The 25,445-nt window shown below is 72.2% G+C and carries 22 protein-coding genes; 14 read left to right on the plus strand and 8 right to left on the minus strand.

The window, feature by feature from the left end:
• Window positions 1-600 precede the first annotated feature (600 nt).
• The 7 genes from ACFWJW_RS13505 (at window position 601) to ACFWJW_RS13535 (ending at window position 7,321) form a co-directional block, all read left to right on the plus strand.
• The gene (locus ACFWJW_RS13505) at window positions 601-1,605 is read left to right on the plus strand and encodes a methyltransferase (protein WP_387239259.1); all 1,005 of its coding nucleotides are present in this window, start codon (window positions 601-603) and stop codon (window positions 1,603-1,605) included.
• A 29-nt stretch (window positions 1,606-1,634) separates the two neighbouring features.
• The gene (locus ACFWJW_RS13510) at window positions 1,635-2,285 is read left to right on the plus strand and encodes a thermostable hemolysin (protein WP_387239262.1); all 651 of its coding nucleotides are present in this window, start codon (window positions 1,635-1,637) and stop codon (window positions 2,283-2,285) included.
• Complete coding sequence (locus ACFWJW_RS13515) at window positions 2,272-3,843, plus strand: AMP-binding protein (RefSeq protein ID WP_387239265.1); 1,572 nt, start codon at window positions 2,272-2,274, stop codon at window positions 3,841-3,843. The genes ACFWJW_RS13510 and ACFWJW_RS13515 overlap by 14 nt, the downstream gene beginning before the upstream one ends.
• Entirely contained in the window at window positions 3,840-4,781 is a 942-nt protein-coding gene (locus ACFWJW_RS13520) for a TauD/TfdA family dioxygenase (RefSeq protein WP_387239268.1), read from the plus strand. The genes ACFWJW_RS13515 and ACFWJW_RS13520 overlap by 4 nt, the downstream gene beginning before the upstream one ends.
• On the plus strand, window positions 4,778-5,455 hold the full coding sequence (locus ACFWJW_RS13525) for an O-methyltransferase (RefSeq protein ID WP_387239271.1): 678 nt from the start codon (window positions 4,778-4,780) through the stop codon (window positions 5,453-5,455). The genes ACFWJW_RS13520 and ACFWJW_RS13525 overlap by 4 nt, the downstream gene beginning before the upstream one ends.
• 79 nt (window positions 5,456-5,534) lie before the next feature.
• On the plus strand, window positions 5,535-6,062 hold the full coding sequence (locus ACFWJW_RS13530; RefSeq protein WP_387239274.1) for a nuclear transport factor 2 family protein: 528 nt from the start codon (window positions 5,535-5,537) through the stop codon (window positions 6,060-6,062).
• On the plus strand, window positions 6,059-7,321 hold the full coding sequence (locus ACFWJW_RS13535) for an amidohydrolase family protein (RefSeq protein ID WP_387239277.1): 1,263 nt from the start codon (window positions 6,059-6,061) through the stop codon (window positions 7,319-7,321). Before ACFWJW_RS13530 ends, ACFWJW_RS13535 begins: the two co-directional genes overlap by 4 nt.
• 7 nt (window positions 7,322-7,328) lie before the next feature.
• Here the strand turns inward: ACFWJW_RS13535 and ACFWJW_RS13540 are convergent, their stop codons facing one another.
• The gene (locus ACFWJW_RS13540) at window positions 7,329-7,838 is read right to left on the minus strand and encodes a MarR family winged helix-turn-helix transcriptional regulator (RefSeq protein ID WP_085926892.1); all 510 of its coding nucleotides are present in this window, start codon (window positions 7,836-7,838) and stop codon (window positions 7,329-7,331) included.
• Window positions 7,839-8,183: 345 nt separating this feature from the next.
• Here ACFWJW_RS13540 and ACFWJW_RS13545 point away from each other — a divergent pair, with 345 nt between their 5' ends.
• The gene (locus ACFWJW_RS13545) at window positions 8,184-8,834 is read left to right on the plus strand and encodes an alpha/beta hydrolase (protein ID WP_387239280.1); all 651 of its coding nucleotides are present in this window, start codon (window positions 8,184-8,186) and stop codon (window positions 8,832-8,834) included.
• A gap of 70 nt (window positions 8,835-8,904) precedes the next feature.
• Here the strand turns inward: ACFWJW_RS13545 and ACFWJW_RS13550 are convergent, their stop codons facing one another.
• The gene (locus tag ACFWJW_RS13550) at window positions 8,905-9,819 is read right to left on the minus strand and encodes a CAP domain-containing protein (RefSeq protein ID WP_387239283.1); all 915 of its coding nucleotides are present in this window, start codon (window positions 9,817-9,819) and stop codon (window positions 8,905-8,907) included.
• A 315-nt stretch (window positions 9,820-10,134) separates the two neighbouring features.
• Between ACFWJW_RS13550 and ACFWJW_RS13555 the strand changes: the two genes are divergently transcribed.
• Entirely contained in the window at window positions 10,135-11,643 is a 1,509-nt protein-coding gene (locus tag ACFWJW_RS13555) for a sigma-70 family RNA polymerase sigma factor (RefSeq protein WP_387239286.1), read from the plus strand.
• Window positions 11,644-11,795: 152 nt separating this feature from the next.
• Window positions 11,796-12,803: an NADP-dependent oxidoreductase gene (locus tag ACFWJW_RS13560; protein ID WP_387239289.1), complete on the plus strand. Its 1,008-nt coding sequence runs from the start codon at window positions 11,796-11,798 to the stop codon at window positions 12,801-12,803.
• Between the two features lie 197 nt (window positions 12,804-13,000).
• On the opposite strand, the gene ACFWJW_RS13565 is transcribed toward ACFWJW_RS13560, so the two are convergent.
• Window positions 13,001-14,302 (minus strand): M64 family metallopeptidase, encoded by a 1,302-nt coding sequence (locus ACFWJW_RS13565; RefSeq protein WP_387239292.1) that lies wholly within the window; start codon window positions 14,300-14,302, stop codon window positions 13,001-13,003.
• Window positions 14,303-14,864: 562 nt separating this feature from the next.
• On the opposite strand from ACFWJW_RS13565, the gene ACFWJW_RS13570 reads away from it, so the two are divergent.
• Window positions 14,865-15,362: a lamin tail domain-containing protein gene (locus ACFWJW_RS13570; RefSeq protein WP_387239295.1), complete on the plus strand. Its 498-nt coding sequence runs from the start codon at window positions 14,865-14,867 to the stop codon at window positions 15,360-15,362.
• Window positions 15,363-15,485: 123 nt separating this feature from the next.
• Here the strand turns inward: ACFWJW_RS13570 and ACFWJW_RS13575 are convergent, their stop codons facing one another.
• The 3 genes from ACFWJW_RS13575 to ACFWJW_RS13585 form a co-directional block, all read right to left on the minus strand.
• A complete protein-coding gene (locus ACFWJW_RS13575) occupies window positions 15,486-16,961 on the minus strand; it encodes an amino acid permease (protein WP_387239298.1) in 1,476 nt (491 codons plus the stop codon).
• Window positions 16,962-17,033: 72 nt separating this feature from the next.
• A complete protein-coding gene (gene alr / locus ACFWJW_RS13580) occupies window positions 17,034-18,311 on the minus strand; it encodes an alanine racemase (protein WP_387239301.1) in 1,278 nt (425 codons plus the stop codon).
• 243 nt (window positions 18,312-18,554) lie between these two features.
• Window positions 18,555-20,177: a PucR family transcriptional regulator gene (locus ACFWJW_RS13585; RefSeq protein WP_387239304.1), complete on the minus strand. Its 1,623-nt coding sequence runs from the start codon at window positions 20,175-20,177 to the stop codon at window positions 18,555-18,557.
• Between the two features lie 173 nt (window positions 20,178-20,350).
• Between ACFWJW_RS13585 and ACFWJW_RS13590 the strand changes: the two genes are divergently transcribed.
• The 3 genes from ACFWJW_RS13590 to ACFWJW_RS13600 all read left to right on the plus strand — a co-directional run bounded on the left by ACFWJW_RS13590 (window position 20,351) and on the right by ACFWJW_RS13600 (window position 23,582).
• Complete coding sequence (locus ACFWJW_RS13590; protein ID WP_387239307.1) at window positions 20,351-20,689, plus strand: hypothetical protein; 339 nt, start codon at window positions 20,351-20,353, stop codon at window positions 20,687-20,689.
• A gap of 356 nt (window positions 20,690-21,045) precedes the next feature.
• A complete protein-coding gene (locus ACFWJW_RS13595; protein ID WP_387239310.1) occupies window positions 21,046-22,530 on the plus strand; it encodes a cytochrome ubiquinol oxidase subunit I in 1,485 nt (494 codons plus the stop codon).
• Entirely contained in the window at window positions 22,527-23,582 is a 1,056-nt protein-coding gene (locus ACFWJW_RS13600; protein ID WP_387239313.1) for a cytochrome d ubiquinol oxidase subunit II, read from the plus strand. The genes ACFWJW_RS13595 and ACFWJW_RS13600 overlap by 4 nt, the downstream gene beginning before the upstream one ends.
• 22 nt (window positions 23,583-23,604) lie before the next feature.
• Here the strand turns inward: ACFWJW_RS13600 and ACFWJW_RS13605 are convergent, their stop codons facing one another.
• Both ACFWJW_RS13605 and ACFWJW_RS13610 read right to left on the minus strand, forming a co-directional pair.
• Window positions 23,605-24,411: an endo alpha-1,4 polygalactosaminidase gene (locus tag ACFWJW_RS13605; protein ID WP_387239401.1), complete on the minus strand. Its 807-nt coding sequence runs from the start codon at window positions 24,409-24,411 to the stop codon at window positions 23,605-23,607.
• Window positions 24,412-24,629: 218 nt separating this feature from the next.
• Window positions 24,630-25,304 (minus strand): hypothetical protein, encoded by a 675-nt coding sequence (locus tag ACFWJW_RS13610; RefSeq protein ID WP_387239316.1) that lies wholly within the window; start codon window positions 25,302-25,304, stop codon window positions 24,630-24,632.
• Window positions 25,305-25,445 lie beyond the last annotated feature (141 nt).

Raw genomic sequence — 25,445 nt, forward strand, 5'->3', positions numbered from 1 at the left:
CTCGCCGTCCGGCGGCCCCGGAGATGCGCAGCCCGGCCCGGGGAGCGAACAGGCCGTCAGCAGCGCGCCGCCGAGGAGAGCGGCGGACCGCGCTGCCCTCCCCGGGCCGTCCCCAGGAGGTTTCCGCCCGGCGCCCTCCGCGTCCGGCACGTCCCCCGACGCCGTGACGTCGCCGCACGGGCTCCGCGAGTCCTTCCTCGTACGGCCCCCGACCGTCCGGTTCCCGATCCGCCGCACACCGGCCGGGGCCCGATGAAGCCCCGCGGTGCCGTGCGGTCCGGGCGGCCGGTGCCGGCCTGGCGCCGCGCGGCGCCGGCGGGCTTCGCGCACGGCCCGCAGCAACGCCACTGCGGGGGCCCGTCCCCCGGAGTGAGGTACCACGGCCGCCATGGCAAGGCACACCTCCCGCTCGCCTTCACGGCGCAGCCGGAGCCGGCACGCCCCCGGGCGTTCCGGCCGCCACCGGTCCCGGCCGGCTGAAGCTCGTCCCCGTTCGGCAGTCCCACCACCTTCACCGTGCCCGCGGCCGTCGCGCGCACGGCATGTCCTGGCCGCGCACCGGCTGCGCGGCCGTTCCCTGCCATCCCGAGGAGATCAGCCATGTTCAAGACCACCACCGACGCCGAGCTGGCGGGCAACCCGATCGATGAGGTGATCGGCTCCACCATCCGCTACGCGGCGCTCACCTCCGCCGCCAAGCTCGGCATCTTCCGGACCCTGGAGGAAGACGGCCCCAAGACCCTCGACGAGCTGGCCGCCGCGATCGGCGCGAGCACGGACGGCACCCGCGCGGTGGCCGACGTCGCCGCCGTCCTCGGCTGGCTGACCCTGGAGGACGGGCGCTACCGCAACGGCCCGCTCGCCGAGCGCTGGCTGGGCAAGAACGCCGAGTACGACTTCACCCCGGCGCTGCTGTGGGCGTACGAACTCACCAACGTGATGTGGGAACTGCCGCAGGCCGTCCGGGACGGCAAGCCGGCCCAGTCCCTCTGGGAGCGCTGGGCCGACAACCCCGAGGCCGGGCGGGACTTCTCCGCCTACATGCGGGTCAAGTCGCGGCTCACCGTGCAGCCCATCGTCGAGGCCGTCCCGCTGCCCGAAGGGGCGCGGCGCCTCCTCGACCTGGGCGGCTCGCACGGCCTGCACTCCATGGCCATGTGCGAGCGGCACCCCGAGCTCTCCGCCACCATCCTCGACCTGCCCGAGGCGCTCGCCGACACCGGCGCCGCGATCGAGAAGGCCGGGCTGTCCGACCGGATCACCCTCCAGCGCGGCAGCTTCCTCAGCGGCGACCTCGGCACCGGCTACGACGTGGTCTTCCTCTTCGAGATCGTGCACAACCACACCGACGAGGAGAACCGGGACCTGATCGCGCGGGCCGCCAAGGCGCTGCGCCCCGGCGGCCGGATCGTGGTGCTCGAAGACGTGCGCGGCGAGCAGCTCGAGGAGCACAACGCGGCGTTCTCGCTGGCCATGTACGCCTGCTCCGGCGACCGCACCTACAGCGAGCCGGAGATCTCCGGCTGGCTCAACGACGCGGGGATGAAGAACGTCGAGCGCATCGCGCTGCCCTCATCCGTGTCTCTGGTCGTCGGCACCAAGTAAAGCCGGCAGCCGGGGAAGGGGGGAGCACCGTGCAGATCGATCTGGCACACCGGTCGACCAGCTCATGGCTGGACGCCGCGGACCTCGCTCGTGAGGTGTACGCCCAGGCATACGGCGCCGATGTGGCGCCCCGGCCCGACTCGTTCATCGTCGCCCGGCCGGCCTGCGGCGCGGCGGAGGAGCCCTGCGCGCCACTGGCCTGCGCGGGGCTCACCTTCGGCAGCGACCAGGAGCTGTTCTCCGAGCGATATCTCGACACCGGAGTCGAGGACGCCGCACTGGCCCGTCTCGGAGCCTCGGTGGACCGCAGGCGGGTGGTGGAGGTGGGGGCACTGGCCACCCGCCGCGCCTCGGTCGGCCGCGAACTGATCAGAGCCACCCCGATCATCGCCTGGTGCCTGGGCATGGAGTACATCCTGTGCACGGTCACCCAAAGCCTCATCACGACGCTGGACCGAACCGGCATCTCCTTCGTGCCGTTCGGCCCCGCCGACCCACGCCGGCTGTCTCCCGAGGAGGCGGCGCGCTGGGGCACGTACTACGAGCAGGAGCCGCAGGTCGGCGTCATCCCGCTGAACGCCCTGGACCGGCTGTTCTCCGCCGCCACCGGGCGCTACTCCGTCACCGATCTCCAACTGAGCATCAGCGCCATGGAGGTGGCCGGCCATGCTGGGCATTGAGCAGAGTCTGGTCAGGTTCGGTGAATCCGCGCGTCCGATGGTCGAGGTCCTGGGGGAGGACGGCACACCGGCCAGGACCCTCAGCTACCAGGAGGTGACGCGCCGGGCCGCGGACCTCGCCGAGCGGATCGGACCACGCGAAGGACGCCCGCTGCGCATCGGTGTGGTCTGCGGCAACACCCCGGAATACGTGGTCGCCGACCTCGCGCTGATCGCCGCGCGTGCCACCGAGGTGCCGGTCCCGCTGGCCTTCTCCGCCGAGCAGGCCGCCGGTCTGCTGGAGGAGGCCGACCTGTGTGTGGTGGACGCCGCCGGGCAGGAGCGGCTGACCCAGTGGGGCAGGGACCGGGTGCTGCGCCCGGACTGCACGGTGCTGCCGCTGTCCACGGACGGGCCCGTGCCGTCCGCGCCCCTGGTGCTGCCGCCGGCCGCCACCGGGGGAGCGGACTGGGAGTGCAAGATCATCCACACCTCCGGGACGACCTCGCGTCCCAAGGGGGTACGCATCCGGGCGGCGGCCCTGAACGAACTGCTGGGCTCACTGCGATCGGTGATGCCCGACGGGGCCTTCTCCCGCTATCTCTCCGTCGTCCCGTTCAGCCTGCTCATCGAGCAGGTCACCGGCCTCTACATGGTCCTGCTCGACGGCGGGACCGTGGTCCTGATGCCGCCGGGCAAGGCCCTGGTCGGCACCGCGGCGGCGGCCCCGGCCGACGTCCTGCCGTTTGTGACGGCCGCCCGCCCGACCGCGATGGTCGCCACGCCCGCGCTGGTCGACGCCTTCGCCACCGCCGCGGACGAGGCCGTGGCGCGCGGAGACGCGGTCGCACCGGCCCTGTTCGGCACTCCCGGCGCGCCGCTCATCTGCTGCGGCGGGGCGCCCGTGCACCCGGAGCTGCTGCGGCGGCTGGAGGACCACGGGCTGCCCGTGCACGAGGGGTACGGACTGTCCGAGAACAGCTCCGTGGTCAGCTGGAACACCCCGGACGCGCGCCGGCTGGGCACCGTGGGCCGGCCGCTGCCGCATGTCCGCGTCCGTACCGCGGAGGACGGTGAACTCCTGGTCAGCAGCACCTCGTTGTTCGCCGGCTACACCCGCGACGACCCCTCCAGCCTGGTCCTCGACGCCGATGGCTGGCTCCGTACCGGCGATCTGGCCCGGATCGACGAGGACGGCTTCATCCGCATCACCGGACGCAAGAAGAACGTCATCATCACCGCGGCCGGCCGCAATGTGGCCCCCGAGTGGGTCGAGGCGCAGTATGCCCAACTCCCCTTCGTCCGCGCCGTCGCCGTGATCGGTGACGGGCTCACCGCCCTCCACGGACTCTTCCTCGTCAAGGAGTCCACCGACCTCGCGGCGGCCGAAACGGCCGTCCGGGAGTTCGGCGAAGCGCACCTCTCCGAGGTGGAGCGGATCGCCGTGCCGCATCTCACGGTCGCCGACGAGCGCCTCTACCGCCGGTTCTTCACCGTCACCGGACGGCCCATGCGGGCAGCCATCCGCACCGCCCTGTCCAACGGAACGCTGTACGACCACCAAGGAGCAGACGCATGACCACCATCGCTGACGTCGAGCCCTACGGGGCCGCCACCGGCCGGCTCGTCCTGCCCACCGGGGACCGGTCGCTCGGTGCACTGGACCCCGCGTGGGTCACCGGGCTGCTCGCCGACGCCGGCTTTCTGCTGTTCCGGGGCTTCCGCACCGACCTGGAGGAGTTCACCTCCTTCGTGAAGGCGCACTCCAGCCGGATCACCCTCGACCCGGCGCGCTCCTTCCACGGCGGCGAGGTCGCCCAGAAGGTGGACGCGGGCACCGTCGCCGTCGGCCTCCATCTGGAGAACGGCAACAGCCCGTTCGGCCCCGACCTGACGTGGTTCCTGTGCGAGAAGGCCGCCGCCAGCGGCTCCCAGACCACCGTCTGTGACGGCTACCGGGTCTGGGACGCGGCGAGCGACACCGCCCGCGAGGTCTTCGGCGTCAAGGACATCATGTACAGCCGCCGGGTGGAGGAGCCCAAGTGGAAGGCTTTCGTCTGCCACCAGACGGAGGGCCGCAAAGCGCTCGACGACGTCACCTTCGCCGATATGAAGGACCTGGTGGGCGGCAGTGTGTCCACCACCCTCCAGCTCAACGACGACGGCTCCATCCACTACGCCTACCGCGTCGGTGCCGTCCACTCCACGCTCTTCGGCAGCCGGCTCTCCTGGGCCAACAGCGTCTTCGGCCCCTCGTACAACTACGAGGCCCCGCGCATCACCTTCGCCGACGGCACCGAGATCCCCCAGGAGCTCCTCGCCGAATTCCGCCGCCTCACCGAGGAGCTGACCGAGGAGCTGGACTGGCAGGACGGCGACGTGGCGCTGATCGACAATACCCGGGTGATGCACGGCCGGCGCGAGATACTCGACACCGACCGGACCATCTACAACGCGCAGAGCTACCTCGACCCCGCGCTGCTGGCCGCCGTGCGGGACGGGAGGGCACAGGCATGACCACCGCCACCACCGGGCTCGCCGACCCGCGCGTGGGCGCCGTCCTGGACGAGATCGCCCGCACCGCCGAGCGCAACGACCCGGACGTCATGAAGCGGGCCTACGCCACCGCGGCCGACTGGCCGCAGCCGCCCACCGCGCAGGAGGCGGCCGAGCTGTGCGCGCAGGCCGCGCTGCCCGTACACCCGCAGGTCGGCACCTTCCTCTACCAGCTCGTACGGAGCCTGCGCCCGGCCCTCGTCGTTGAGTTCGGCACCTCCTTCGGCGCCTCGACGATCTATGCGGCGGCCGCCCTGCGCGACAACGGCGCCGGCCGCATCATCGGCTCGGAGCTGCACCCGGGCAAGGCCGACCGGGCCCGCAGCCACCTGGAGCGCGCCGGGCTCGCCGACTACGCCGAGATCCGGACCGGCGACGCCCGGGAGCAGCTCGGCACGCTCCCCGGGCCGGTCGATCTGCTCCTGCTCGACGGCTGGAAGGAGCTCTACCTCCCGGTCCTCAAGCTGCTCGAACCGCAACTGCGCGCCGGTGGCCTGGTCGTCTCCGACAACCTGCCGATGCTGCCGCCCGAGTTCACCGACCATGTCCGCACCGCCGGCAACGGCTATCTCTCCCAGCAGCTGCCGCTGGGCGACGGCATCGAATTCTCCGTCCGCCTCCAGGAAGCCGTATGACACCGGCTCCGCCCCCCGGCTGCGCGAAGCCGTCGCCGGCCGCCTCACCCCGTCCGCACGGAAAGGGCACCGAACACCCGTGAACCCCCGTACCCACCGCCGCACCCTGCTCCGCGCCGGCGCCGCCGCGCTGCCCCTGGCGGCCCTGGCGCCGGCCGCACAGGCCGACGAACGATCCGACCGGCTCACCGCCGCCCAGGTGTCGAGCTGGACCGACGCCTATCTGGAGACCTGGCGGACCAAGAACGACAAGGCCGCGGTCCGGCTGTTCACCCCGGACGCCGTGTACGAGGCGGTGCCCGGCGTGGAGGCGCAGACCTTCCGCGGCCGTGACGCCATCGGCCGCTACTGGCGCGACATCACCGCCGGCCAGAGCGACATGACCGGCCGTCATGGCACCCCGGTCGTCACCGGCGACCGGGCAGCCGTCGAACTCTGGGTCACCCTGCGGGCCCCCGCCCTCAACCCCGACGGCGAGCACTGGGTCACCTTCCTGGAGACCAACTTCCTGACCTTCGCTCCCGACGGCCGCTGCCGGCGCAACACCGAGTACTGGAACCTCCAGATGGGCCGCCTGGCGCCGCCTCCGGGGTGGGGCTCTGCATGACCCCCGCACGCCTGCTCGTCACCGGTGGCCGGGTCCTCACCATGGACCCGGCCACCGGTGAACTGCCGTCCGCCGACATCCTGGTGGCGGACGGCCGGATCATCGAGGTACGCCCCGGCATCGACCCCGCCGCGGCGGACGAGCGGATCGACGCCCGGGGGTGCCTCGTGCTCCCCGGCTTCGTCGACACCCATCGGCACATGTGGCAGGCGGCGCTTCGCGGCAGCGGCGCCGACCAGACCCTCGACCAGTACTTCGCCACCGTCCTGCACACCCTGGCGCCCCGGCTCGGCGCCGACGACCTCCACCTGGGCAATCTGCTGAGTGCGCTGGGTGCCCTGGACGCGGGGGTGACCACCGTCCAGGACATCTCCAATATCGACAAGCCGACCGAGGAGCACACCGACGCCCTGCTCGACGCGCTCACCGAATCCGGGCTGCGCACCGTCTTCGCCTACGGACAGGGCACGGCGCAGGACGCCCGCCGCATCCGCGGCGGCCGGCTGCACGGCGGGGACGGCCTGGTGACCATGGCGCTGAACGCCGAGTTCGGCGGCGACGAGGGCACCCGGAACAGCTGGGCCCTGGCCCGTGAGCTGGAGGTGCCGACCGCGCTGCACGTCCGGGGCGGCAAACCCGTCTCCCGGCTGCGCCGCCTCGGCGTACTGCGCCCCGGAACGGTGTTCATCCACGGCACCGGGATGGACGCCGGCGAGCTGGAGCTGATCCGCGACAGCGGCGGGGCGCTGTCGGTCGCGCCCGCCATCGAGATGACCATGGGCCACGGACTGCCGCCGTTCGCCGCCGCGGCGGCCGCCGGTCTGCGTCCCAGCCTCAGCGTCGATGTCGAAGTCGCCGCACCGAGCGACATGTTCACGCAGATGCGGACCGCCTTCCAGGTCGGACGCTTCGCCGCGCTCCAGGGCCACGCGGGCTCCGACGCACCGTTGCTCACGACCCGGGAGGTGCTGGAATTCGCGACGCTCGGCGGCGCCGAGGCGCTCGGGATGGCGGACCGGATCGGCTCCCTCACCCCGGGCAAGCAGGCGGATCTGCTCGTGCTGCGGACCGACCGCCCCGGAGTGGCGCCGGTGCACGACGCCACCGCGGCCGTCGTGTCGTCGATGGACCGCGCCGATGTCGACACCGTGCTGGTCGCCGGGCGGATCGTCAAGCGCGCCGGGCGGCTGGCGTACGCCGGGCTGCCGCGGCTGCTGGACCGGGCGGAGGAGGTGCGCGACCGGCTGACCGGCCGCTGACCTCGCGTCAGCGCCGGATCAGCACGCCCTCCTCGATGGCGGCCAGCGCGATGCGCAGCTGCTCGCTGAGGGCCTTCGCCGTGCGCTCCGGAATCCGGTCGACGAGCCGGGCGTGCACGGCGGTGGTGGCGCGCACCGCCGCCTCGGCGGTCTCCACCCCGCTTGGGGTGAGCTGCACCCAGCTGCTGCGCGCATCGTCCTCGGCCGCCGCGCGGGTGACATAGCCGGCGGCCACCAGACGCTTGATGACATTGCTGGTCCCACCGGAGGACAGCAGGAGCGCGTGCGTGAGGTCGGTCGGCTTGAGGCGGTAGGGGGCGCCGATCCGGCGGAGGGTGGCGAGGACCCCGTACTCGGCCTGGGTGAGCCCGAGTTTCTCCAGCTCGGCGGCCGCGGCGATATCAAAGGCCGAAACCAACAGGGCGGTCCTTTTGGCCAGTTCCAGGGGAAGACCGGCGATTTCGGGCAGCTCGTGTCCCCATGCCGAGATGATCTCGTCTACGTGGTCAGGCTCCACTGTGAACCGCCTTCCCTCTACCCGATGCTCAGTACAAAGATATCCCACCCTTCATACAGGCATGTTCTGACCTGGGGAGACTGTGTGGTTGCCAGATGTGGACGCCGTGAAAAGCTTTCCATCTAGCTTTTAATATAGCTTTTCCCAATGCTTTCTCTCTATGCTTCTCCCATGTTTGCATGTGCGCCGAGACGTGCCCTGGCCATGACAGCGGTCCTGTTTCTGGCCTTGACCAGTGCCACCGCGTGCGCCGGGCGTGACGCGGAAAAGGCCCCACAAGGGAGCGCAATGGCGGAAAACCGTCGTTCCGCCGAGGGGGGAACCACCGAGAAAGGAACCGTCGCCGTGCGAGAGTTCAGCGCCACACCGGACCGGCTGCCGTCGTGCTTCCACGGCGTGGCAGGCGCCACCGCGTATCGCCCGCCCGGTTCCTCGGGGAAGGGCCGCCTGGTCACCCTGGGCACCGGTCCCCGCGGGGTGGTCTTCGCCCCCATCTCCTGGGGGGACGCCTGCGAATGGGCCGCCGAGGCCAAGCGGCTCGCCGCCGGCGGCTATCACGTGGTCACCCTCGACTGGGGCGCGGACCGCCGCCGGACCGTCTCCGACGCGACCCGCCTGCTGCGCTCGCGCGGCGCCAAGGACGTGGCGTGGGTGGGCGGTTGTATGGGCGGCAACGTGATGCTCGGCATGCTGACGGACCGCACCGACCGCCCGGCCGGCGTCGCCGGTATCAGCCCGCTCGCCTCATTGGGCGGCTACTCCGCCGGGAGCGGCACCTCGTACGACGGGGAACTGCTGCTCCTGGGCACCGCCGATGACCCGCTCTCCGACGAAAAGCGGCTGCGCGAGGTCGCCCACAGCTTCCCCGAGGCCGAGGTCACGGTCCTGCCCGGCACCCGCCACGCCGCCGAGATCTTCGCCGGCCCGCACGGCACGGAGGCCCGCCGCAGCCTCGACGGCTTCCTCGACCGGACCTTCGCCCCGGCGGACAGCTGAGCATGCGCCACCGCAGGGCACCGGCGGTGCGAGCCGGCTCCGGCCCGCACCGCCGGGAAACCCCGCCGTATCAGCGGTGGGTGGCGAAGTCCTGCGTCCACCACGGGCCGTTGCTGCTGAGATTGACGCCCACACCGGTGGTCTTGTAGGAGCAGTTGAGGATGTTGTCCCGGTGGCCCGGGCTCTTCATCCAGCCCTCCATCGCCGTGGCCGGGTCCTTGGGGCTCTTGAAGATGTTCTCCGCCCAGCTGCCCCACGGGTACCCGGCCTTGGTCATCCGGGTACCGGGGTCGACGCCTTCCGGGGTGTTGTGGTCGTAGAAGTTGCGGGCGGCCATGTCGTCCGAGTGGGCCTGCGCCGCGCGCTGTATTCGGGCATCGACGGTGAGCGGGCCACAACCGTGCTGCGCCCGCTGCGCGTTGACCAGCTCAACGATCTTCTTCGCGAACTGCGCGGCGGTGCCCGACGCGGCCTGCGCTCCGTTCGGCGTGGTGGCTCCGGCACCGGAGTCGACGTGCGGCGTACGGGGCGTCGTCTGCTGGGTGCTCCCGGAGCCGCTGCCGGGACGGCTGGCCTTCGGCCGCGGTGACGTGTGCTTCTTGGCGTGCTTCTTGGCCTTGGACGGGGAGGCCGAGGGCTTGCGGGGCTTGGCCGAGGGCGAGGTGTCCGGCGTCGGGGAAGCGGAGACCTTCGCCGTGAGCGCCGACGGCTCGGACGCGTCCGCCGCGAGCGCCCGGTCGGTTCCGGAGTCGGGGCGCATCAGCACCGCGGACGCGCCGCCCACGGTGACCACGGCCGCCACCGCCAGCAGGGTGGCCTTGCGCCGGGGAGCGCTGCCGGCGCGGTGCGAACCGCCGGTCCGCCCGTGCCGGCCGCCCGCACCGGCCGCGCCGGAACGCCGGTGCGTACCGGACCCGCTCGTCCCGCGGCCGCTCCCGGCCGGAGTCTCGTCGTGGCGCTCCGTCTGATGGTGGTCGTAGTTCATGGTTCCGTTTCCTGTGGGGGACAGCGATCCGTCGGCCCGCGGAGCCCGGGGGACCCGTGGGTCTCGCGGCCGACACAGGGGAGACCACGGGGCCGGCACCCGATAACGAAAAGCGCGAAAACTTTTTTCGCGGGCCGTCGGCAGGCCGGATCCCGGTGGCGTGAGCGGGCCAGGGCACCGGGAGCGCGCCAGGGACGCGGGCCGGGGAGCGGGGTTCTTCGGAACCCACGTAGTTTTTCGTTATCGCGGCCGGCGCGCGGGGTCTCCGGTGTGCGGGGGCCACGGGTACGCACGAAGGAACAGGAACGAGTGGGCGTGAAGCAGGAAAACGGGACGGCGGCCGTCGAGGCAGCCAAGGCCGGGGACGAAGAGGCCCGGGAACAGCTGGTCGCCGCCTACCTGCCACTGATCTACAACGTCGTGGGACGGGCGCTGGACGGCCATGCGGACGTCGACGACGTGGTGCAGGAGACCATGCTGCGCGTCCTGGAGTCGCTGGCCGATCTGCGGGAGCCGGCGTCCTTCCGCTCCTGGCTGGTGGCGATCGCCATGAACCAGGTACGCCGCCGGTGGTCGGCCGCCCGTAAGGCGCCCGTCGTCGGCCTGGACCAGGCGCCGGAACGGGCCGACCGCTCGGCCGATTTCGTGGACCTGACCATTCTGAAGCTGGGACTGTCCGGCCAGCGCCGGGAGGTGGCCGCGGCCACCCGCTGGCTGGACGAGCGGGACCGGTCGCTGCTGTCCCTGTGGTGGCTGGAGGCCGCCGGCGAGATCACCAGGCCGGAGCTGGTCGCCGCCGTCGGCATCGACTCCCGCCATGCGGCGGTCCGGGTGCAGCGCATGAAGGAGCAGCTGGAGGCCGGCCGCGTGGTGGTCCGCGCGCTCTCGGCGACGCCGCTCTGCCCCGAACTCTCCCAGCTCACGGCGGCCTGGGACCAGGAGCCCTGCGCCCTGTGGCGCAAGCGAATAGCCCGCCATGCGCGTCAGTGCACGGACTGCTCCGGGCACTGGGACGGCCTTCTGCCCGCCGAGGGCCTGCTGGCCGGTCTCGCCCTGCTGCCGCTGCCCGCGCACCTCACTCCGCCGCACGTCCTGACGGCCCCGACCGCCGCGACCGTGCAGGCGACCTCGGCGCCCCCGCCGCAGCACGCCGCCGGTACCTCCGGCGCGCCGTCCGCGTCGCCGCGGCCGCCCCGGGGGAAGACGGGCCCGGTCGTCGCGGGCACCGCCACCCTCGTGGTGGCCGTCGGCGCCGCCGTGTGGTGGTCTCCCGGCACATCCCCGGAGAAACAGCAGGCCGAGCCGAAGGCGACCCGCACCGTGGCCTCGCGCACCCCGTCGCCCACCCCCACCCCCACGCCGACCCCGTCCCCGTCGCGCTCCAAGACCGCACCCCCCACCCGGTCCGCCACCCCGACCCCCACCCCCTCGGCCACCCCGCCCGACCTCGAAGAGCAGGCCACCGCGCTCATCAACCAGCGGCGGGCGCGGGCCGGCTGCGGGCCGCTGCGGATCGACCGGCGACTGCACACCGCGGCGCAGCGGCACTCCGCCGACATGGCGGCACGCCAGTACTACGAGCACCAGGCCCCGGACGGCACCGGACCCGACGACCGGATCACCGCCACCGGCTATCGGTGGAGCAGCTGGGGCGAGAACCTCGACCGCGGCCCGCGGACCGCCGCCGGGGCGGTGAACGACTGGATGGGCGACCAGATGCACCGCGACAACCTGCTCAACTGCGCCTACACGGACGTCGGCATCGGCGTCGTCCACGGCGCGGGCGGCCCCTGGTGGACCCAGGACCTGGCGGCACCGCGCTGACCTTCGAGGCCGGCCGGAGAGGGCAACGGAGAGGGCAACGGCCGCCCGGAGTCCGTCAGATGGCGCGGACCGCCGGCGCCGGAATGCCCTGCGGGCCGGCAGTGCTGCACCTTCACGGAGAAGCGTTCCGTCGCACCCAAGGAGAGCAGCGCATGACCGACACCGTGCAGGAGTGGCAGCTGGCCGCACGTCCCGTGGGGCGCCCGGTGCCGGGGGACTTCCGGCTCGTGGAGCGCGAGTTGCCGGCCCCGGCCGAAGGGGAGGTGTGGGTCCGCAACACCTTTCTGTCGGTGGACCCGTATATGCGGGCGCTGATGAGCGCCGAGGAGACGGGGGGCCTGGCCTATGCCTTAGACCGGCCGATGACGGGCGGCGCGGTCGGTGAGGTGGTCGTCTCGCGGGCGGCCGGTCTGTCGCCGGGGGACCTGGTCCTCAGCGACCTCGGATGGCGCACCGCCGCGGTCGCACCGGCCGGACGGTTCACCAGGCTGCGGCGCGTCCAGGGGGTACCGGACTCCGCGTTCCTCGGCGTCCTGGGGATGCCCGGACTGAGCGCCTACGTCGGGCTCATCGAGATCGCGGGAATGCGCCCGGGGGACACGGTCTTCGTTTCCGGCGCGGCCGGGGCGGTGGGCAGCCTGGCCGGGCAGATCGCGCGGCTGCGCGGGGCGAAGGCGGTGTTCGGCAGCGCCGGATCGGCGGCGAAGGTGGAGTATCTGACCGGCGAACTCGGCTTCACCGCCGCCTTCAACTACAAGACCGGCCCGGTGCGCGAACTGCTCGCCGAGATGGCCCCGGACGGTATCGATGTGTACTTCGACAACGTCGGAGGAGACCACCTGGAGGCCGCCATCGACGCACTGCGGCCGAACGGCCGGGCCGCGCTGTGCGGAGCGATCTCCGGGTACCACGACACCGAACCCGCGCCGGGGCCGCGCAACATGGTCGAGCTGGTGAAGAAGCGGATCACGCTGCGCGGTTTCGAGGTCGGGGACCATGCGGCTCTCCAGCCGCGCTTCGCCGAAGAGATGGGCGGCTGGCTGGCCGAACGGAAGATCACCTTCCGTGAAACCGTCGAGGACGGCATCGCCCACGCGGTGGAGACCTTCCTCGGGCTGATGAACGGCCGCAACACCGGAAAGATGGTGGTGCGCATCTGACGGCGCCGGACCGCGCCGGAGTGGCGCGCACGGTCACCGAACGCATCAAGCCCCTCCCCTTCGACCTGCTGCGCCCCGAGATCCTCACGACCTTCGCTCCCGGGGGCCCGGAGAAGACGCAGCCCCGGCCACCGGGCGGGCGCGTGGTGCGGCCCGCCCGGCGGCCGGGGCGGTGTGCGAGGAGCCGGAGGGGCGTACTAGGGCGCGATGTGCCAGGTCAGGGAGCGGGAGAGCAGCTTGCGCAGTGCCGGGTCACGGACCGCCTTCGTACGGTCGGTGGCCCGTGCCGTGACCGTGTGGGCGCGGCCGTCGGCCGGGACGCCCAGGGTGCGCGGGATGACCGAGGTCTTGCCGCGCGCGGCCTTGCGTTCGCGGCCGTCGACGGACCAGGTCAGCTGCGCGGAGGCGAGTGCGGTGACACGGATGCGGGTCCCGCGGGACAGTGCGTGATGGGTGGAGACCGGGCTGCTCAGCACGCTCGCATAGCGGTAGAAGCCCGCGATCATCGCCTCGCGGCCGGGGAGGTTGAACTCCCGGCCCAGGGTCCGCATGATCGAGTTCTCGGTGGGACGGTTGAGCCCGTACTGGTAGTAACCGCCGCCCTCGAACGCGCCCACCGCGCCGCCGTCCGGCGACTGCTGGCCGATCCAGCGGTACCACTTCTGCTGCTGAGCGGTCATCTGGTCGGCGGAGAGCTTGCTGAGGTTGGCCTGGGCGGGCTCGGGTCCGGTGTAGGTGCCGGACTGGCCGTAGTCGTACTCGTCGGCGAGCTTGCCCAGCGAATGACCGGTTTCGTGGACCGCGATCTGGTCCGACTGGTCGTTGTCGGAGGAGGCGGTGGCGATCCCGTCGTAACCGACCTGCGAGGAGACGTCGTTGTAGCCCGCACCGCCGTATTTGGTGGAGTTGGAGAGGACCACGACGAGGTCGGCGGCCGGGGCCTTGGAGGCGTACGACTCGACCTTGCCGGTGTCGACGCACAGCAGCCGTTCGGTGCCCTCGCAGAAGAACGCGGAGTCCAGGGCGGTGTCGCGGACCACGTCCTTGCTCGGGTCCCCGGAGACGCCGGATTCGTTGGAAACGGCGTCGACGGCCCAGACGTTGAACAGGCCGCGGTATGCCGCGTACGGCTCCACGGCGGAGATCTTGGCCCACTTGGCGCGGACGTCGGAGTGGAAGTCCTCCTGCTGGGCGGCGGTGTAGCCGTCACCGATGAAGACGACATCGAGCTTGCTGCCGACCGGGCCGCTCTGCACGATCGAGGTGACATCGCCGTCGCCGGCGGCGATCGCCGCCTTCTCGGACGGCGCCAGCGGCTTCGAGGCCGGGACGGTGGCCTGCCGTGGATGGCCGTCCGCACCGCTGAAGTATTCGACGTGCTGGGTGCGTGTGGCGTGCGGGGGCGGGGTGGCGGTCTCCGCGGTGGCCGCGGCGGCCGTCACGGCCACCGCCACCGTGGCTATGCCGACGGACACCGCGGTGCGTATGCGTGGAGACATGCGTCTGCGGTGATGTCCGGAGGTGTTTCTGCGCATGGGGGGTTCCTCCCGAAGCCCGCCGCAACGCGGCGGGTTGAGCCGAAATCAGGCGCGCTCAACGTAGAGGTTCCGGGGGCTCCAGGCAACGCATGGTGCGTAAGTGGCACGCCGGACAGCTGAGTTCGGGACATGGGAGGGGGTGTGCGGAGTCGTTTCCGGCGGGGCAACTTCCGGTTCTGGCAGAGGACTTGTACGACGGTCGTGGCGCGCCCGGTCGGCACCCGGCCCCGGCACCCGCCCCGGCGCCCGCCCGGCAGCCGCCCGCCGTCCCTTCGGGCCCGAGATCCCGCCCCCGTAAGGGATGCACGGCGATACATGTAGGGGGTGTTGCGGGTGGTGGGGCGAGCGCGGGGGCGTACGCGCCTGGCGTGGTGCGGTTGTGTATATGTCCGTGTTTTGTCACACCAACATGGATTTCTTCCGCCAAGGCGTGACGGGCCGTCACTCTGTGGGGGCCCGGCCAAACCGGCCGGGAGTCCGGTTTTTGGGCGCCCTGAACGTGGCGCCTTTCACAGGAGGTTCGATGTTCCGTAACGCTTCGCGTGTCGCCATGGTGGTACTGGGCTCCGCCGCCCTGGCAGCCACCGCCGCCCTCCCGGCCGGCGCGGATGGCCACCACCGCCACACCCCGCAGCACTGGCGGTCCGCTGTGGTCCTGGGACCCATCCAGTACGACAGCCCGGGACGCGACGACCGATCCAACCGCAGCCTCAACGCGGAGTGGGTGACGGTGCGGAACACCGGCCGCACACCCGTCAACGTCAAGGGCTGGAGCCTGTCCGACAAGAGCGGACACGTCTACCGCTTCGGCAACCTGCGACTGGCCGGCCACAGCCAGGTCCGTGTCCACACCGGCTACGGCCACGACAACCGCTGGGACGTCTACCAGGACCGGCGCAACTACGTCTGGGACAACGACCATGACCACGCGACCCTGCGCAACGACCACCGCCGGGTCGTCGACCAGGTGCGCTGGGGCCACGGCCACGGCCACGGCCACGGACACGGACACGGTCACTGACCCCGTGCGCGCTGACCGGTGAGGGAGGGGGCGCCCATCTCTCCCTCACCGGCCGCCGCTCCGATACCGGTGCGCCACAGGCAGCCAGCCTGTGGCGCACCGCCATGTCGTGGCCCGTCCCGGCTACCTGCTGCGCGAGGGCTCCGAAGCCTCCTCGCCGGGCGGTGCCGTCTGGGGCGCGGCGTCCCGGCTGCGACGGGTGAAGACGTAGCCCGCCGCCAGGACCGCCGCCCATACCGGAGCCACGTACAGCGCGATGCGGGTCTCGGCGTCAAAGGCCAGCAGGACGACCACCAGGCCGAGAAAGGCCAGCACGAAGTAGTTCGACACCGGCGCCAGTGGCATCCGGAAGGCGACCGGCCGGAGCCGCCCGGCGCGGACCGCCGCGCGGAAGCGCAGATGTGCCCAGGCGATGATTCCCCAGGTGAACACCGCGGCGACGGTCGCCACGCTCGTGACATACGCGAACGCCTGCTCCGGGACGAAGTAGTTCGCGGCCACCCCCAGCAGCATGACCCCCATGGAGGCGAGGATGCCCGCGGCGGGCACGCCCTGGCGGCTGACCTTCCCGAACGCGGCCGGCGCGTGCCGGTCCCGGGCCAGGGTGTGCAGCATCCGGCCGGTGGAGAACACCCCGCTGTTGCAGGACGACAGGGCCGCGGTGAGCACGACCATGTTCACCACCCCGGCCGCCGCCGGGATCCCGACCTTCGCGAAGACCAGCACGAACGGGCTGACGTGCGGATCGAGTTGGTTCCACGGGACCAGGGCCATGACCGCGGTGAGGGCACCCAGGTAGAACAGCCCGATCCGCCAGATCACCCGGCGTACGGCGCTGGGCAGGGTCTTCTCGGGGTCCTTGCTCTCGCCGGCGGTGACCCCGAGCAGTTCCACTCCGACGAAGGCGAACACCACCACTTGGAGGGCGAGCAGCGGCCCGGCCATACCGTGCGGGAAGACGCCGCCGTGCGACCAGATATTGCTCAGCGACGCGGTCTCCCCCAGAGGACCGAAGCCGAAGATCAGGATCGCGGCGGCCATGACCAGCAGGACGACGATGGTCAGCACCTTGATGATGGCGAACCAGAACTCGAACTCGCCGAACAGCCGGACCGCCGCGAGATTGGCCACGCCCAGGATTGCCAGGGCGATGAGGCCGGGCAGCCACTGGGGCACCGCCGGCCACCAGTAGCGGACGTAGATCCCGGCCGCGGTCAGCTCGGCGGTGCCGGTGACGACCCACATCAGCCAGTAGCTCCAGCCGGTGGCGAAACCGGCCCAGTGGCCGATGAACTCCTCCGCGTACGTGGCGAACGAGCCGGACACCGGCCGGTACACCAGGAGTTCGCCCAGGGCGCGCATCACGAAGAAGATGGCCACCCCGGCGACCGCGTAGGTGAGCAGCAGGCCAGGACCCGCGTCATGCAGGGCCTCGGCGGAACCGAGGAACAGCCCCACACCGATGGTCCCGCCGATCGCGATCATCTGGATGTGGCGGGAGTGCAGGCCCCGGTGGAGATGCTCAGGACCGGGGTCGCCGGAGCGGGTGTCCTGATGACCGGCAGGACGCGGCGTGGACGGTGGAAGCCGGTACGTCATATGAAGGCTCTCTTCGTCAGGGGGCGGTCGTCGTCGGGGGCGGTCGGGATCCGGAGGGCGGGGGAGTGGACCTCAGTGGTCGCCGGGGGCCGAGCCGCCCGTGTAGGTGCGCGGTACGCGGGCGCCGATGCGGGTGACGATTTCGTGGGAGATGGTGTGGGCGGCCCGCGCCCAGTCCGCCGCACCGGGCTCGCCGCGGTCACCGGGCCCGAAGAGCACCACCTCGTCGCCGGGCGCGGCGGGGGCGTCGCCGAGGTCGAGGACGAACTGGTCCATGCACACGGTGCCCGCCACCGTGTGCTGCCGGCCGGCGACAAGGACGGGGCCGGCCTGCGACGCATGCCGGGGCACACCGTCGGCGTAGCCCAGGGGCACCAGTCCGAGGGTCGTCTCGCGCGCGGTGCGATAGCGGTGGCCGTACGAGACGCCCTGTCCGGCGGGGACCCGCTTGACGGAGGCGAGGCGGGCGGTGAGGGTCATCGCCGGCCGCAGCCCCAGCTCCGCGGACCCGGCCAGGTCCGGCACCGGGCTCAGTCCGTAGACGGCGAGCCCGGGACGGACGAGGTCGAAGCGCGCCTCCGGAAGCGTCAGGGTGGCGGCCGAGTTGGACAGATGCAGGACGTCGGGAGCGAGCCCGGCCCGGCGGGCGATCCCGGCCGCGCCGCGGAAATTCTCCAACTGCCGTGCACAGGAGGGGTGTCCGGGCTCATCGGCCCGCGCCAGATGCGACCACACGCCGACCACCCGGAGGTACCCGGCCGCTTCGGCGGCCGCCGCGCCGTCCACCAGCGTCTGCCAGGCGCCCGCGGCGGCGCCGCCGCGCCCGAGCCCGGTCTCCGCTTCCAGGTGGAGCAGCGCGGGACGGTCCACGGCCTGCGCCGCCCGGACCGCTGCCCGCACCGCCCAGGGGGCGCCGGCCGACAGCTCGACGCCCGCGGCCACCGCGGCATTCCAGTCGTCGCCGGGGGTCAGCAGCCACGCCAGCAGCCGGCCGGGGACACCGGCCGCGCGCAGCGCCAGGGCCTCCCGCATCCCGGCGACGCCGAGCCAGGTGGCACCGCCCGCGAGCGCCGCACGGGCGACGGGGACCGCGCCGTGCCCGTAGGCGTCGGCCTTGACCACGGCCATCACCTCGGCGGACCCCGCCGCGTCACACAACCGGCTGACGTTGGCGCGGATCGCCGCGAGGTCAATACGGGCCTGGGCGTGGGGTGTGGCGGAGGCCACCGGACCCGCGGCCGGGACCGGCCCGGCGGACACCCCCGGAGGGTGCCGGTCCACGACCGCGGTCACCGCCGCTCCGGGTCCGGCTCCGACGCTCTCGGCCTCGCGGGGAATGCCGAACGACATGCCACCGTCCTTCCACGAAATCCATTGCTGCCCGGCGAGCTGCGGGTGGAGCCATGGTTTCGGCGGGGGGACGGCCCGTCATCGTTCGCCCGGCACTGTCTCGGGCCGCTCGGCAGTGGGGCCGGGACAACGGGCGGGGGCGGCGGGACAGGAGAAGGCGTTCGGGAGGACGGCATACGCACATCCCGCCATACGGAGACACCGGGCCGTCACAGCGACATACCGGGCAGCGGCCCGGTTCCCTCAGCCGGAAGTCCGCACGGCGTCGTCCGGGCCGCCTTCCGCGCCGTACTGGCGGGCGGTGAGCTGGAGCAGCAGAGCGGTACGGACCTCCGGGTCGTCCAGCGGCAGCGCCACGACCTCCTGGAGCCGGCGCATCCGGTGCCGGAGCGTGTTGGGGTGGATGTGCAGCCGGGCGGCGGCGGCCCGTGGATCGCCCCGCTCCTGGAGCCAGGCATACAGCGTCGGCACACAGTTCGTACCGTGCGCACGGTCGTGGTCCACCAGCTGCTGGAGCGGCCCGACGCCCGCTATCCGCGCCGCCGCGGCGGACCGCGCGACATGGCGCAGCACGACCGTGGCCCACACCTCGTCGTGCACGGCCTGGTGGCGCGCGATCAGGCCGGTCCGGAGCAGATCGAGGGTGTCATCGGCCTGCTCACGCGAGCGGGCCAGACCGGGGACCGACGCCGCGAGCCCGCCGACCGCGATCAGCGGAGCGGGCCCTCCGGTGGTGCCGCGGAGCGTCTCCAGCCACCCGGTTCCGTCGTCGGTGCCGGGGCCGGCCCGCTCCGCCGGAACGATCCCGTAGACCACCCCGCCGACGACCGCCGCGGGTGACCGCAGACGACTGCCGCGGAAACGGGACAGCCGCTCCCATACGGTCAGCCGCTGTCGCTCCGCCTCTTCGTCGTCCTCGCAGCGCACCCCCACGGCGATGACCCGCCAGGGGCCGGTCGTGAGCCCCAGCCGCCGCGCCGCGTCGGCCGCTCCCTCCTGGCCGTGCAGCACCGTGGCGACCATGTCGGTCAGCACCAGGCGCTCCACATCGGCACCGGCCCGCCGGCGCAGCAGATGCAGCGCCGCCGTCGCGGCCGTGTCCGCGAACGCCTCGGCCCGCTCGGCGGGCACCGGCCCCGGCACGATGGCCCAGATCGAGCCGAGCATTTCCCCGCCGGCATGCACCGGCACGACCAGCCGCGGTTTGGTTCCCTCGACCACCGCGGGGACGTAGATGGGGCCGGTGTCCTGGGCGATCCGGTGGAAGACGCCGTACCGCCGGAACTGGGCGTTGACCTCGTCGGGGACGTGCCGCCCCATGATCGTGGCGACCCGCGCCTCGTCACCGCGCTCCTGCCGCGCCGAGTAGGCGAGGACCCGGGAGCTGCGGTCCTCTATGGTCACCGGCGCGTCGATCACGGCGGCGATCGCATCGGCCAGTCCGAAGAGGTCACCCGCCTCGGCGCCGGCCGTCCCGCTGCCGGAGTCCGCGTACCCCTCGCTGTCGAGCACCGCCCGCAGCAGCGACACCACCTGCGCCCAGCCCGCCTGCTGCTCGACCTGCACGAGCGGGAGTCCGGCCGCGCTCGCGGCCGTGACCACCGTTTCGTCGAGCGCGACCGGGGCCTTGAGCAGCAGCGCACCCGCCGACCGCCCGGCGCACGAGGACAGCAGCCGCAGCGCCTGCGCCCGGTCCGTGAGATTCACCCCGAGGACGACATCGCCCGGACGCAGATCGAAGCCACCGTCCGGCTCGGCGATCACCACATCCCCCACCGGGACCGCGGTGCCTCCGGGGGCGCACACCCCCGACAGCACGGCCGGCCCGACGGAGCTGAGAAGCCGCTGAAGGCTCATCACTGGCATCACCCGCTCACCGTTCCACCCACCATCGTGCCTTACGGAATCCGCACCTCCGCCGGCCGGGCCCGCCCGGCTCTCATTTCCCGTCGGCGGGAGGTGAACGGTCGCGGGTGCCCGTGCGTATCTCTCCATATCCGTGTCCCCTGAGGCACCGGTCCACGATGTGAGGAGGCAGCATGACTGACCCGGGTATCCCGCAGCTTCAGGCATTGCCGGACGGAGACGCCGAACTCTCGCTGGTGGTGCGCTTGCAGTGGGAGGATGTCGCCGCGCTCGGCCAGGACGCCGCCCGGCTGGCTGCCCGGTTCAAGCGCCCGGTGACCCTGGACGAGGCCGCAGGTCATCGCCTGCGTATCCGGCCGCCCGCCGCCCACGCCAAAGCCATGCCACAGGAACGGGCCCAGCCCGCCGTGGCCTCCACGACCGTGTCGCCGCTGCCGGCCCGCTCCCCGCAGGAACAGGCCCGGCAGGCGATCGAGAAGATCAACGGCTCCACCGGTCATGAGACGGCGTAGCGCGACGCAGGGCTGAGAGCACGAGGGGGCCCGGCGGGTCCCCCTCGCGGAGGGGTTCGGCGGTGTGGGGCCGCCGGGCCCCTCAAGCACGTGTCGGGGCCTCGCGGCCCGGCCGGCGGACCGCTCCTGGTCGTGCCGGGCCATCGGCTGGGCCGACCGGGCGAAGTACCTCGGCCCAACGGCTCAACCCGGGCGCACGGTGCGTGCCGCCCCGCGCCCGCCGGTGATTGTGTGGCGAGCCGGCGCGACCGTCGCTGGGCCCCGCAGGGCCGGGCCGTGCACCGAGGAGGCAGGCAAGCGTGGATGCCGAGGCCGGCGCTCTCCTGAACGTCCCGAGCAGCGAAGGCACGTAAGGCATGCACACCACGGTCACCCTGCTGGCCAACGCACCGGCCCAACTGCTCCCGGCCCGGGAGCTGATGGCCTTCACCCTGGCCTCGCACATCATCCTGGTACCGCTCGGGGTGGCGCTCCCGCTGATCACCCTGGTGATGCACCACCGCGGTCTGCGGCGCAACGATCCCGTCGCGCTGCTCCTCGCCCGGCGCTGGTCGGCGGTGATGGCGGTGCAGTTCGCGGTCGGAGTGGTCACCGGCACCGTGCTGTCCTTCGAGTTCGGACTGCTCTGGCCGGGCCTGATGGGCAAGTGGGGCGGCGTCTTCGGCATCGGGTTCGGGGTGGAGGCATGGGCCTTCTTCCTCGAAGCGGTGCTCATCGCCATCTACCTCTACGGCTGGCGGCGGCTGAAGCCCCGCACCCACTTCCTGCTCGGTCTGCCGCTGCCGGCCGCCGCCCTCCTCGGCGCGTTCGGCATCCTGGCGGCCAACGCATGGATGAACACGCCCCAAGGGTTCACCCTCGGCGCCGACGGCGCCCCCGAGGACGTGCACGTCTGGTCGGCGATCTTCACCCCGATGTTCGGGCCGCAGTACTGGCACTTCGTCGTGGCGATGCTGATCACCGCGGGCTACACCGTCGCCGGGGTCTACGCCGTCGGCTGGCTGCGCGGCCGCCGCGACCGCTACCACCGGCTCGGCTTCACCGTGCCGTTCACCCTCGCCGCGGTGTTCACCCCGGTGCAGTTCGTGCTGGGGGACTCGATCGCCCGGTCGGTCTTCCACAAGCAGCCGGTGAAGTTCGCCGCGACGGAACTCGTCTGGCGGACCGACACCCATGTACCCGAGTACATCTTCGGCCGGATGCACCCGGACGGCAGCGTCTCCGGCGGCATCAAGATCCCTCAATTCGACTCCATCCTGGCCGGGTTCACCCCCGGGACCAAGGTGACCGGACTGACCTCCGTCCCGGCGGACGACCGGCCGACGGCCACCCAGGCCACCATCGCCCACTGGGCCTTCGACCTCATGGTGGTGATCGGCTCCCTGCTGATCCTCCTCGCCCTCTGGTACGGCTGGTGCCGGCTGCGGCAACACCGGCTGCCCGCCTCACCGTGGTTCTTCCGCGGCGCGGCCTGCGCGGGCGTGGCCTCCGTCGTCGCCGTCGAATGCGGCTGGATCACCGCCGAAGTGGGGCGCCAGCCCTGGATCGTCTACCGGCACATGCGCATCGCCGAGGCGGTGACCGCGACCCGGTCCACCAGCCTCTGGATCATGCTGGGCCTGATCGTCGTGGTGTATGTGTTCATCTTCGGCTCGCTGCTCGCCGTGCTGCTCAAGATGCGGACGGGCTGGCGGCTGGCCGACGCGAGCCGGGCGGCGGGGGAGCCGACCGGGGAACCGGAGACGGACACCCCGTACGGGCCCCGCGCGCGAGTGCCGGCCGGTGACCCGCCGCCCGCCGACGGCACCGGGCCCGGACCGGACGAGGACGGCCGGCCGTGACCGCCGATGTCATCGCCGTGATGCTGCTGCTCGCCGTGACCGCCTACGCCTGCGCCGGAGGCACCGACTACGGAGCCGGGTTCTGGGACCTGACGGCCGGTGGCACCGAGCGCGGCGCGCGGCCCAGGTGGCTGATCGACCATGCCATGGCCCCCGTATGGGAGGTCAACAACGTCTGGCTCGTCTTCGTCTTCGTCATCATGTGGACCGGCTTCCCCACGCTGTTCCAGACGGTGTTCTCCGCCATGTGGCTGCCGCTCGCCCTGGCCGCCATCGGCCTCGTACTGCGCGGCGCCGGCTTCGCGCTGCGCAAACCCCTCCGCCGGATCGCCGGGCGACGCCTCTACGGCGCGGTCTTCGCCATCTCCTCACTCCTCACCCCGTTCTTCCTCGGCGCGGCCGTCGGCGGGATCGCCTCGGGCCGGGCGGTACCGGGCACGGAGGCATCGGCCCACGCCTGGGCCAACCCGACCTCCGTCCTCTTCGGACTGATTGCCATCGTGGCGACGGCCTTCCTCGGCGCCGTGTTCCTCGCCGGCGACGCCGCCCGTTACGGCGCGCCCGATCTGGTCGGCTACTTCCGGCGGCGGGCCCTGGGCAGCGTCGTGGCCCTCGCCGTCCTCGCGGCCGTCATGCTGACCGTCACCCGGAGCGATGCCCCGCATGTCTGGCACGGGCTCACGCATGGCGTCGGCCTCGGCCTCGTCATCCTGGCCGGAATCTGCTCCCTCGCCACCGGATGGCTGCTGCTGCGCCGGCCCGGCGTCCGGCCCCGGGTCACCGCCGTCGGCGTGGTCGCGGCGGCGGTCATCGCCTGGGGCGCCGCCCAACGCCCTTACCTCATCCCCACGTCCCTGACCGTGGCCGAGGGAGCCGGCGACCCCGGCAGCCTGCGCTGGACCGGTCTGGTCACCCTCGTGGCCGTGGTGCTCGTCTGCCCGGCCGTGGCCTTCCTGTACTGGCTGGACACGCACGGCGAACTCGAACCGCTCTCCGACACCGACCTGCGCCGCACCGAACCGGCTCGCGACGACCCGACCGGGCTGAACTGACCACGGTGCCGGCGGCCACCGGTCAGCAGTACCGGCGGAGGGAGCCCTTGGTACCGGCGGGACGGACCTCGCGGTCGCGCAGGGTGAGGGAGAGGTTCTTGCCCCAGGCACGGCAGGCGGCCGTGAAGTCCTGCTTCCGGTATTCGATGACGAAGACCCGGTTGGCGTAGGCCGCCGCGAAGTCGGTGCATTCCTTGTAGCGGGTGCACTCCTCGACGACGGCGAAGTCGAAGCCGATACGGTCGCGTTGCGGCAGCAGGCCGGTGGTGTTCTTCTGGGCGATGGCCAGCTGCCGCTGGTGGGCGCGGCGGGCCAGGAGCCGGGCGAAGGCCGCGGCGTGCCCGGCGGTGAGCCTGCCGTCGGAGCGCTCGTAGGAGTCGAGGTTGTCGGGCTCCACGGCGTCATAACCGGCCTTGGCGCAGCCGTCGATCCACGGGCCGACGATCTCCATGAGGGCGGCCCGCTTGGCGCCGGTGGAGATGTCGAGCAGCGGCTCGTCCCAGTCCTCGTCGATGACGGGGTCGCCGTGCTCGTCCCGCAGCAGCAGTTCGGGGTGGTCGTCCTCCCAGGAGCCGGTGTCGTCGGGCTGCGCCTGGAAGGCATTCACGTAGCAGACGTTGTAGCGGCCGGGCGCCGGCTTGGCCGTACGGTCGCGGGAGACGGCCCGGACCGTGTCGGGCGGCGGATAGGCGCCGCCGAGCTGATAGTCGAAGACGGCGTTCGCGGCCGGTGGCCGCACCGCGGTGGGCGCGGCGGGGGAGGGCGCCGAGGTCCCGGATCCGGCGGAGCGCGGGGGACGTTCGGCGGAGCATGCCGTGCCGAGCGCCATGATCAGGACGAGGGCGCCGGCGGCGCGGGAGCGTGAAGAGTGCACGGGCGGAGCTTATGCGCGGACGTGCGTACGGCCGGCGGTGAGGGCGCAGGCAGGGCACGAAGGTGCCTCCCGGTCTGCGGGAGCCGAGAGGCACTGTGGTCGGCGGCCGTGATGCGGTTCCGGGCCCGGAGGCAGGGACCGCGCCCCCGTTCAGCTGCGCGACTTCGCCGTGGTCAGCGCTTGACCACGAACGCCTGGCCCTTCTTCGCCCCGGACGAGCAGGAGTTCTTCTCCGCGGCGGTCATCTTGCGGGTCTTGACGGTCACCGCATTGCTCTGCCCGTCCGTCCCGTTGGGCGCGGGTCCGGTGACGGTGTCCGGCACGAACCAGTAGTAGTGCCCCCACTTCGGGCTGTCGTAGTGGGTCTGCCAGGTGCCGGAGACGGTCTGCATCACCTGTGCGCGGGAGATCCAGCCCACCTCACCGGGCTTCACCGTCATGTTCAGCGAGCTGTTCTCGGTGTGCGAGCTCGACCAGGTGTGGCTGTAGGTCGCGGTCACACTGAGGTCGATCAGACCGGCGATCTTGCCGCCGGCGGTGACGGAGACACCCGCCGAGTCCGTGGAGCCCACGGTGTCGGCCCAGCCCATCGACTGGGTGGCGTCCGAAGTGCTGCAATTGAACAGCGAGTTGGAGACCTGACGGAAGTCTCCGAGGTACGCCTTGCCCAGAGTCGGCTCGTTGAAGCTGCACTTCCCTTCACCGGAAGCGCAGTCGGCTATGAGCTGGTCCCGGGTGGGCTGGTCCTCCGCGGCGGCCGGCACGGCTATCGCGGCGACCAGACCCAGTGACACCGTGGACAGCGCCAACAGCCGGCTGCCGTGGCGGGTCATTCTGCTTGTTCTCATCGTGCTGTTACCTCTCGCCCAGCTTTTGTGAAAGCGACGTGCCTGCGTGTGACGTTCGTCGCGTTACGTTTGAGACTGGTGTGAAATCTGTTTCAACTACACCAAGAATTGGCAAAGTTGTAGTTGATGCTGAAACAGACT

Source organism: Streptomyces sp. NPDC127097 (assembly GCF_042724075.1).
Lineage (GTDB): Bacteria > Actinomycetota > Actinomycetes > Streptomycetales > Streptomycetaceae > Streptomyces.

Coding starts and splice junctions, on each gene's coding strand:
- ACFWJW_RS13610 (WP_387239316.1), bottom strand. CDS start 25,304: ATGAGAACAAGCAGAATGACCCGCCACGGCAGCCGGCTGTTGGCGCTG.
- ACFWJW_RS13595 (WP_387239310.1), top strand. CDS start 21,046: ATGCACACCACGGTCACCCTGCTGGCCAACGCACCGGCCCAACTGCTC.
- ACFWJW_RS13590 (WP_387239307.1), top strand. CDS start 20,351: ATGACTGACCCGGGTATCCCGCAGCTTCAGGCATTGCCGGACGGAGAC.
- ACFWJW_RS13525 (WP_387239271.1), top strand. CDS start 4,778: ATGACCACCGCCACCACCGGGCTCGCCGACCCGCGCGTGGGCGCCGTC.
- alr (WP_387239301.1), bottom strand. CDS start 18,311: ATGTCGTTCGGCATTCCCCGCGAGGCCGAGAGCGTCGGAGCCGGACCC.
- ACFWJW_RS13560 (WP_387239289.1), top strand. CDS start 11,796: ATGACCGACACCGTGCAGGAGTGGCAGCTGGCCGCACGTCCCGTGGGG.
- ACFWJW_RS13570 (WP_387239295.1), top strand. CDS start 14,865: ATGTTCCGTAACGCTTCGCGTGTCGCCATGGTGGTACTGGGCTCCGCC.
- ACFWJW_RS13565 (WP_387239292.1), bottom strand. CDS start 14,302: ATGTCTCCACGCATACGCACCGCGGTGTCCGTCGGCATAGCCACGGTG.
- ACFWJW_RS13535 (WP_387239277.1), top strand. CDS start 6,059: ATGACCCCCGCACGCCTGCTCGTCACCGGTGGCCGGGTCCTCACCATG.
- ACFWJW_RS13550 (WP_387239283.1), bottom strand. CDS start 9,819: ATGAACTACGACCACCATCAGACGGAGCGCCACGACGAGACTCCGGCC.
- ACFWJW_RS13515 (WP_387239265.1), top strand. CDS start 2,272: ATGCTGGGCATTGAGCAGAGTCTGGTCAGGTTCGGTGAATCCGCGCGT.
- ACFWJW_RS13505 (WP_387239259.1), top strand. CDS start 601: ATGTTCAAGACCACCACCGACGCCGAGCTGGCGGGCAACCCGATCGAT.
- ACFWJW_RS13605 (WP_387239401.1), bottom strand. CDS start 24,411: ATGGCGCTCGGCACGGCATGCTCCGCCGAACGTCCCCCGCGCTCCGCC.
- ACFWJW_RS13585 (WP_387239304.1), bottom strand. CDS start 20,177: ATGCCAGTGATGAGCCTTCAGCGGCTTCTCAGCTCCGTCGGGCCGGCC.
- ACFWJW_RS13575 (WP_387239298.1), bottom strand. CDS start 16,961: ATGACGTACCGGCTTCCACCGTCCACGCCGCGTCCTGCCGGTCATCAG.
- ACFWJW_RS13520 (WP_387239268.1), top strand. CDS start 3,840: ATGACCACCATCGCTGACGTCGAGCCCTACGGGGCCGCCACCGGCCGG.